At 55.7% G+C, this 3090-nt stretch carries 2 protein-coding genes; both read left to right on the plus strand.

All coding sequences use genetic code 11. The features are described from left to right. Positions 1-118 precede the first annotated feature (118 nt). Positions 119-1138 (plus strand): GGDEF domain-containing protein, encoded by a 1020-nt coding sequence (locus tag P7F68_RS19775; protein WP_182938059.1) that lies wholly within the window; start codon positions 119-121, stop codon positions 1136-1138. Positions 1139-1149: 11 nt separating this feature from the next. Next, complete coding sequence (locus P7F68_RS19780) at positions 1150-3054, plus strand: sensor domain-containing diguanylate cyclase (RefSeq protein ID WP_277835644.1); 1905 nt, start codon at positions 1150-1152, stop codon at positions 3052-3054. The last annotated feature ends 36 nt before the right edge of the window (positions 3055-3090 follow it).

Genomic DNA, 3090 nt, shown 5'->3' on the forward strand with positions numbered 1-3090 from the left:
TATGCTAAGCCACTTCGTCTGCAGGGACAGTCATGTATGTACATACTATCCGGGAGGCGATCGAGGCGATAATGCTGGCGGGGATGTTTTCGCGTTTTTTTGCCTGTGAGGAGGTGGAATGAAGCCGTCACAGAACGATAAGAGTGGAGCCCGATCTGATCTCGGTGAGCGCGCGCTCGCGTTTCTCGCCCAACATCGGCTGTCGGCCTCTCCCATCAATTACTGGGTAGCGCACGACTACATCAGAGGCAACGACCCGTCGCTGTGCGAAGCATTGAATTCAGTAATCGGATCTTCATCTGCGATCGATGATTTCGTTGTGCGCGAGATCTACGAGCAACATGTGGCTGGCGAGGCTCTTCGTCGGTTTCACGGCATGGGAGAGGGTATCGAAAAGTTGCTCGGCAGTCTCCTCGGAGATGTACTCAGCGCGAGTCGAAATACGTCCGGTCTCCAGGCCTCTCTGACCGAAAACCTGGGTCGGCTTGATGAAGTTCGCGACTCGAGCGGTTTACGCGCGATCGCTCAAAACCTGGCCCAGGCTGCCTTAGCAGCAAATGAAAGCAACGCGGCACTCAAGAAGAGTCTTGAGGCCACGGAGCAGGAGACAAGATTGCTTCGAGGTGAACTCGACAAGCATCGGCGCGAGGCGATGGTCGATCCGCTTACCGGGCTGCTCAATCGAAGAGGCATGTTAATTGAAGCCGCAAAACTGTTCGATTCTTCCGATGGGCCGCCTGCTTTGCTCGTCATGGATATCGACCACTTCAAGCGGATCAACGACACCTACGGCCATGCAGTGGGTGATATTGTGATCCAGAAGGTCGCTGAGGCGATGTTGGCTATCGCGCCGGACCAAGCGATGACTGCGCGTTTTGGTGGCGAGGAGTTTGTCATGTTGGTACCCAATGCCTCGATCGATCGAGCACAGCAGCTTGCAGAAAAGGTTAGGACCTCGATCGAACGGTTACGGTTGGTGCGGCGTCATGACAAGCTCGAAATCGCACCCTTTACGATCTCCGTCGGAGTTGCCTTACGTCAGCGCGAGGAGTCGATCGAGCCGCTATTCGATCGGGCTGACAAGGCGCTGTATCGGGCGAAGCACAATGGCCGTAACTGCGTCGTCGCATCCAGTTGAGGGCGAGCTCGGTGGCCAGATTCGACGAGATCAAGCTTGCTGGACAACTGCCTAGCCCCAAAGGGGTCGCATTGGCCATAATGAACCTATGCGGTCGCGAAGATTGCACGATAGAAGACGTTGCTCGTTTGGTTCAGACCGATCCAGCTTTGTCTGGGCGCCTTCTCCGTCTCGCAAACTCGAGCGGCGGTACCCACCGACCAGTCTCAGCCATCAACGAAGCACTGCTGCGTATCGGCATGAAGGCGGTTGCTCAGCTCGCGATGGGATTCTCGCTCGTCGACCAGTTCAAGGACGGACCTTGTAAAGGATTCGATTATCGCAATTTTTGGTCGCGCTCATTGCTGATGGCTTTGGCCTCGCGGGAACTCGGACGTTTGACCCGCGCGGCTGCCCCGGAGGACTTGTTCGCATGCGGCTTGCTCGCGAATATTGGTTCCTTGGCTCTGGCCACGGCATTCCCCGTCGAATACTCCGAACTGCTTGAGTCCGATCGAAGCAATTTGCTCGCGCTCGAACATGAGGCGTTTGGGATCGATCAGCGCCAGTGCGCGCTTGCCATGATAGAGGAGTTCGGCATTCCGAAAGCGCTCGCCGAACCCGTCTTCTACCATCAGTCACCCGATGAATCACAGTTTTCTGAAGGGTCGCGACCGCACACGCTGACCTGGCTATTTCACACCGCTAGTCATCTCGCCGACCTTGGCATAGCAGCCGAGAAGGTTCGAAGCCAGTTGGTCGGCTCCCTAATACGGCTCGGCGGTCGATTTCAGATGGACGCCGACGGTACGGCGGCGTTCTTCGATCGGATCGTCGAAGAGTGGAGCGACTGGGCGAAGTTACTGGATGTCCCGGCTACCTCCCTTCCGTCGTTCGAGCGCATGTCTGAAACTCCGCCGGTTATCGGAGGGGCTACAGGATCGGACGCTACAGTGCCTGCTCTCATTGTCACCTCACGTAATCACTCCACCTTCGATGTCAGCACGTTGTTGCAATCCAGCTTAGGTTATCAAATTTGTCTCGCGGGTGATTTTGATGAGGCTTTGAGCATTGCGGTCGCTGTGTTGCCGAAGATTGTGATTATTGACGCCGACTTCTCCGGTGCAGGTGCGCAGGACTTCTGTCGCAAGGTACGTGGGGCCGATTGGGGTAGACAGGTTTATCTCGTTGCATTGTCTGATCAGTTAGACAAGGAGAACTTCGTCGCAGCGCTTAAGAGCGGCGTGGATACGTGTCTTTTCAAGTCGCTCGGCGAGGAAGCGTTGCGCGTCGCGATGGATGCTGGACATCGCTATCTCGGACTCCTTGATGCATGGCAAAACGATCGTGCTCAACTTAAACAAATCGCCTCAGAGCTCGCCGTCAGCAACCGGAAGCTTGAACAGGTTGCCAGAACTGACATGCTTACCGGATTACCGAATCGTCGTGGGGCAATGGAGGCGCTCGCCAGGGCTTGGAGTGCGTCGAATCGCACCGGTGAGGCACTGAGCGTCATGATGATCGATGTTGACTGGTTCAAACGCGTGAATGATCGATATGGGCATGCGTTTGGTGACCACGTCTTGAAGCAAGTGGGTATTCGCCTACACAAAGAAGGGCGTCGCAGTGATACGTTGTGCCGAATCGGCGGCGAGGAATTCTTGGTTGTATGTTCGGGTTCAGATCTTCCCTCAGCCATGAAGGCGGCGGATCGCCTTCGCAGGGCGATCGAAACGATGGCCCTCGTCGCCGAGGGTCATGAAAAGGTAAGACTCAGTATCAGCGTCGGTGTTGCCCAGAAAGAACGCGACACTGCGAGTATTGATGTGCTACTTGGAGAGGCAGATAAGGCTGTGTACTCAGCCAAACATGCCGGCCGCAATCGCGTGCACATCATGGCTCGGGGTAAACTGCATCAATTCGTTAGCAATGAGTGAACGTTGAGCTGGTTGACCATCGTGGAGAACAAAGCT

Source organism: Thauera mechernichensis (genome assembly GCF_029588855.1).
GTDB lineage: Bacteria > Pseudomonadota > Gammaproteobacteria > Burkholderiales > Rhodocyclaceae > Thauera > Thauera mechernichensis.

Bases quoted from the DNA above. Each gene is read 5' to 3' on its own strand.
- P7F68_RS19775 (WP_182938059.1), top strand. From the start codon at position 119: ATGAAGCCGTCACAGAACGATAAGAGTGGAGCCCGATCTGATCTCGGT.